General features: G+C 69.4%; 4 protein-coding genes. 3 read left to right on the plus strand and 1 reads right to left on the minus strand.

Annotation, left to right across the window (positions count from 1 at the left end; genetic code table 11):
- The 3 genes from DW306_RS07115 to DW306_RS07125 form a co-directional block, all read left to right on the plus strand.
- On the plus strand, positions 1-409 hold a 409-nt coding region (locus DW306_RS07115; RefSeq protein WP_342670837.1), incomplete at its 5' end, for a CrcB family protein.
- A gap of 77 nt (positions 410-486) precedes the next feature.
- Entirely contained in the window at positions 487-1086 is a 600-nt protein-coding gene (locus tag DW306_RS07120; RefSeq protein ID WP_136054923.1) for a TetR family transcriptional regulator, read from the plus strand.
- 15 nt (positions 1087-1101) lie between these two features.
- Positions 1102-4320 (plus strand): efflux RND transporter permease subunit, encoded by a 3219-nt coding sequence (locus DW306_RS07125; protein WP_136054924.1) that lies wholly within the window; start codon positions 1102-1104, stop codon positions 4318-4320.
- A gap of 76 nt (positions 4321-4396) precedes the next feature.
- Here DW306_RS07125 and DW306_RS07130 read toward each other — a convergent pair whose 3' ends face one another.
- Entirely contained in the window at positions 4397-5293 is an 897-nt protein-coding gene (locus DW306_RS07130) for an aldose 1-epimerase family protein (protein WP_136054925.1), read from the minus strand.
- Between the last annotated feature and the right edge of the window lie 436 nt (positions 5294-5729).

Here is a 5729-nt window from a genome sequence, read left to right on the forward strand (position 1 = left end):
CGCTCGGCCTGCGACTCGGACGCCCGCGGCGCGCATCGGACGGGGCATCGTGAGTCCGCTCCTGTTCCTCGCCGCCGCGCTCGCCGGAGGGCTCGGCGCCGTGCTGCGGTATCTGGTCGACCACGGCGTCGCCCGGTTCGCCGGACGCGGGTTCCCGTGGGGGATCGTGCTGGTGAACATCACCGGCTCCTTCGCCCTCGGGCTCGTGACGACCGCGCTGCCCGATGCCGCCTTCATCCTCGGCGCCGGTCTGCTCGGCGGCTACACGACCTTCAGCACGGCCATGCTCGACACCGTCGCCCTGTGGCGCGACGGCGAACGCCCGGCATCCGCCTTCCACGCGATCGGCATGCTGCTGCTCGGGCTGACCGCGGCCGGGCTGGGGCTCGCGCTCGGCGCCCTCGTCTGAGGCCGGGCGCGGCTCCCAGCGTCCTCCCATCGCGGAAATGTACAAATGTACATGTACGGATGTCCAGGGGGTCAGGCATGGCGGAGAGCACGCGTCGACGACGTGACCCCGAAGCGCGCCGCCGCGAGATCGTCGCGGCCGCCGCGGAGCTGATCGTCGAGGTCGGCGTCGACGGCGTCACGCATCGCCTGGTCGCCTCTCGCGCGGGGGTGCCGCTCGGCGCCACGACCCAGTACTTCGACACGCTCGACGACCTGCGCACCGCCGCACTCCGCGCGCTCGCCGACGAGGTCGACGCCCGACTCGACGGCGTGCGCATCGCGCTCGCTCAGCGCGGCGTCAGCCCCGCCGTGATCGCCGACCTGATCGCCGAGGGACTCGACGACGCCCGTGCCGTCAAGGCCGACCGGGCTGTCGTCACCGCGGCCGTCCACGACCCCCGTCTGCGCAAGCTCGCTCGGCACCTCTCCGAGCAGCTGGTGTCGTTCCTCGAACCCGCCTACGGACACGACCGCGCGACGGCCGCGATGATCTTCATCGACGGCGTCATGTGGAGCACGCAGATCCGCGACACCGCCCTCGACCGTCCCTTCATCGAGACCGTGCTCACACAACTCCTCGGCATGCCCGAGACTGATACCACCCCCGGTCGCACCGCAGCGCCGTCCGCACCCTGAACCGAGGAATCCGCCGTGTCGAATCTCGCCGTCCTGAGCCTGAAGAACCGGGCGCTCATCGCCCTCATCACGATCGTCGCCGCGGTGTTCGGCGGTCTCGCCCTGACCAACCTCAAGCAGGAGCTCATCCCCTCGCTCGAGCTGCCGAACCTCATCGTCTCGACCAGCTACCCCGGCGCGTCGCCGGAGGTCGTCGAGAACGACGTCTCGACGCCCGTCGAGGCCGCGATCCAGGGAGTGCCGGGACTGGAGGGGACGACGGCGACGAGCACGACCAACGCCTCGATCGTGCAGGCGACCTTCGCCTACGGCACGAACCTCGCGACCGCCGAGCAGAAGATCCAGCAGGCGATCAACCGCATCTCGGGGCAGCTGCCCGAGGACGTCAGTCCGCAGGTCCTCGCCGTGTCGATCGACGACTTCCCCGTGATCCAGGTCGCGGTCACCGGATTCGAGGATGCCGAGAACGCCCAGGCCGAGCTCGAGAACGTCGCGATCCCCGACCTCGAAGACGTCGACGGCGTCAACGCTGCGCAGATCATCGGCGGCGTCGGTCAGCGCATCACGATCACTCCCGACGTCGCCAAGCTCGCCGCCGAAGGGCAGAGCACCCAGGCCATCACGTCGGCGCTGCAGCAGAACGGCACGCTCTTCCCCGGGGGCGACATCACGGCGGACGGCCAGACCCTCACCGTCCAGACCGGGGCGAAGATCACCTCCGTCGACGAGCTCGCCGCCCTGCCTCTGGTCGGAACGACGCTGACCATCGGCGACGTGGCGACCGTCGCCCAGGAGTCCGACCCCGTCTCGTCCATCTCGCGCGTCGATGGCAAGGACGCGCTCTCCATCTCGATCACGAAGCTCCCGGCCGCGAACACCGTCGAGGTGTCGCAGGGCGTGATCGCGGCGCTCGACGAGATCGGCGACGCCTTCCCGGACGCGAAGTTCACGGTCATCTTCGACCAGGCGCCGTTCATCGTGCAGTCCATCGAGAGCCTCGCGACCGAGGGTCTGCTCGGCCTGGCGTTCGCGGTGATCGTCATCCTGGTGTTCCTGCTGTCGATCCGCTCCACGCTGGTGACGGCGATCTCGATCCCGACCTCCGTCCTCATCACGTTCATCGGGCTGCAGGCCTTCGGCTATTCCCTGAACATCCTGACCCTGGGTGCTCTGACGATCGCCATCGGGCGCGTGGTCGACGACTCCATCGTCGTGATCGAGAACATCAAACGCCATTACGTCGGCGACGCCGACAAGGGCGACGCGATCCGGCTCGCGGTACGCGAGGTCGCGATGGCGGTCACGGCGTCCACGATCACCACGGTGGCGGTGTTCCTCCCGATCGTATTCGTCGGAGACATGGTCGGCGAGCTGTTCCGTCCGTTCGCCGTCACCGTCGCCATCGCGATGATCGCCTCGCTGCTCGTCTCGCTGACGATCGTGCCGGTGCTCGCGTACTGGTTCCTGCGCCCGGGCAAGCCGCTGCTCGACGAGAACGGCGTGGCGATCGACCCCGAGCATGAAGACGCGCCGCCCACGTGGCTGCAGCGCCGGTACCGGCCCATCCTGGGGTGGACGCTCAAGCACTCCGGTGTCACGGTGATCATCGCCGTCGTCGTCCTCGGTGGCACACTCGCCGCTTACCCGCTGATGAAGCAGAACTTCCTCGGCGACTCCGGCCAGAACACCATGACGGTGACGCAGGATCTCGGCCCCACCGCCAGCCTCGAAGCCAAGTCGACCGCTGCGGTCGCCGTCGAGGACGCGCTGCTCGGCATCGACGGCATCGAGCACGTGCAGGCCTCGATCGGCTCGAGCGGCTCGGCCCTGCGTGATGCCTTCTCCGGCGGAGCGGGCGTCACCTACTCGGTCCTGACCGACGGGGATGCCGACCAGGAGAAGCTGCGCGCCGACGTGCAGGATGCGATCGACGGGCTCGGCGACGACGTCGGAGACGTGTCCGTCGCGGCATCCGCCGGCTTCGGCTCGAGCGACATCGAGATCTCCGTCTCGGCGTCGAACGCCGAAGACCTGCAGACCGCGACGACCTCGGTGCTCGACGAGCTCGACGGGCGCGACGGGGTCGGTCAGGTCACCGACAACCTCGCCGCATCGCTGCCCTACATCGCGGTCGTGGTCGACCGCGAGGCCGCCGCGCAGCGTGGGCTCTCCGAGGTCGCGGTCGGATCGATCGTGTCGAGCACCATGCGCCCGACCCAGGCCGGATCCGTCGAGATCGACGACACCGCGCTGACGATCTACCTCGTGACGCCCGAGCCGCCGACCACGGTCGACGCGCTCAAGGCCCTCGCGATCCCGACGCCGCTCGGCATCGTGGAGCTGCAGGACATCGCGACCGTCGAAGAGCGCAACGGCCCCACCTCGATCACCACCGAGCAGGGGCGCCGCACGTCGACGATCACCGTGCCGCCGGCATCCGACAATCTCGCCGTCGCGACGGCGTCGGTGAACACCGCCCTCGCGGCCGTCGACCTGCCCGACGGCGCTTCGGCCGAGGTCGGCGGTGTCGCCTCGCAGCAGGCCGACTCGTTCTCGCAGCTCGGCCTCGCGATGCTCGCCGCGATCCTCATCGTGTACGTGGTGATGGTGGCGACCTTCAAGTCGCTGCGCCAGCCGCTGCTGCTGCTCGTCTCGGTGCCGTTCGCGGCGACCGGTGCGATCCTGTTGCAGATCGTCACGGGCGTGCCGCTCGGCGTCGCCTCGCTGATCGGCGTGCTGATGCTCATCGGCATCGTCGTGACGAACGCGATCGTGCTGATCGACCTCGTCAACCAGTACCGGCAGAAGGGTCTGTCGACAGTGGATGCCGTGAAGGCCGGTGGCGAGAAGCGTCTGCGGCCGATCCTCATGACGGCGCTCGCGACGATCCTCGCGCTCACCCCGATGGCGCTCGGCATCACCGGGCACGGCGGCTTCATCTCACAGCCGCTGGCGATCGTCGTGATCGGCGGACTGCTGTCCTCGACCGTGCTGACCCTGATCGTGCTGCCGACGCTCTACAACCTCGTCGAAGGTGCCAAGGAGCGCCGTCGGGCCCGCAGGGGTGGCGGGGCGGATGCCGCGGGCACTGGTTCCGATTCGGATGCGCCGACCGAGCCTGAGGCCCCGACTGCGGTCGAGCCGGCGCGGGACGCGGTCACGGTCGATGCATCCGGACTCCCCGACGTGTCGCACCTGACGCGCCGCGAGCTGCGCGACCGCGGGCTGGTCTGACCCCGGCGTTCGAATCGCGCGACTGGTCGCATTCACGGCTGGAAAGCGACCAGTTGAGCGATTCGAACGCCGCCGCTCAGCCGAGCGCGATGCCCCAGCGCAGCGTCCAGGACTCGTCGGGGGCGAGACGACGGATGCCGAGGCCGCTGTTCAGCGCATCGGCGGGGGCGGTCATCGGCTCGATCGCGAGCGCGAGGTCGTGGCCCGGGTACTTGTCGGTCGTGAACACCTGCACGTAGTCGAAGCCCTCGCCCTGCCACACCGTGAGGCGGCGACCGTCGGGTGCGGTGAGCGTGTGCCGCACCAGCCCGTCGTCGTCGCGGGCGAGGTCGGTGAAGCCGGTGTCGAGCGACGCGTCGCCCAGACGGATGCCGTCGCGCAGGGCCGCGTCGGCCGGACGGGTGCCGGTGGGCAGCATCCGTTCGTCGGTGTCGAACATCGTCGCGGCGGGGACGCGCAGCACCAGGTCGTGCGGGTCGACGTCGCCGATCGTGACGAAGGGATGCGTGCCGAGGGCGACGGGTGCAGGCTCGGACGACCGGTTCGCGAGCACGTGGATGACGTCGATGCCCGTCTCGGTGAGCAGATAGGTGACCGAGGTCTCGATCTGGTACGGGTACCCGGTCTGCGGCACGATCGTGGCGCTGAGCGTCGCCGCGGCATCCGTCTGGTCGATGTCGTACGCGACGAAGCGGAGCAGTCCATGGCTGGCGTTGGTGAACTTCGGCTCGGTGATCGCGAGCTGGCGGGCGGTGCCGTCGTCGTCCCAGAGTCCGTCGCGCACCCGGTTCGGCCAGGGGGCGAGGACGACGCCGGAGCACGACGGCGTCGGAATGTCGAGCGGATACGTCGGCACGAGATCGACGCCGCCGATGCGGAGAGAGCGGAGCGAGGCGCCGACCTGCGCGATCTGGGCGGTCACATCGCCGAATCGGAGGTCGACCTGGGTGCCGGTGGGAGATGCGGAGTTCACCCCGCCATCGTATGGCGCGGATGACTCTCCCAGGCGGGACCGCTAGACTCATTCGGTCGGCTTCGGACACCCGCGCAGAGCGCGGACGTTTTTGTGTAAGAAGTGTGAGTCCAGGGGCCGATGGTGAGCGTCGCTCGACGCAAATCAACCATCACATGAATGGCCCCGGCCGCTGACAGTCCGGAACCCGAGCTTCATCTCTATGGGAAGCACTGGGTGCTCGCGCGTGCGCGCAGCGCTGTTCTCGTGCGAGAACTCAGAAGGACAGACCTGCAATGCCCAAGAACAAGAAGCCCCGGGGCGGACGCCCCGCTGCCAACTTCGAGCCGCGCTACGGCGCCAAGAAGACCTCTTTCCACGACCGTCACACCGGTGGCGCCGCTCGTGACGGCGCGCGCCCCGAGCGCGGGGGCCGCGCGGATGCCGGCGAGCGCCG

It is taken from the genome of Microbacterium sp. K24 (assembly GCF_004794465.1).
Lineage (GTDB): Bacteria > Actinomycetota > Actinomycetes > Actinomycetales > Microbacteriaceae > Microbacterium.

Excerpts from the sequence above, each read along its gene's own strand:
- DW306_RS07120 (WP_136054923.1), top strand. The coding sequence starts at position 487 with ATGGCGGAGAGCACGCGTCGACGACGTGACCCCGAAGCGCGCCGCCGC.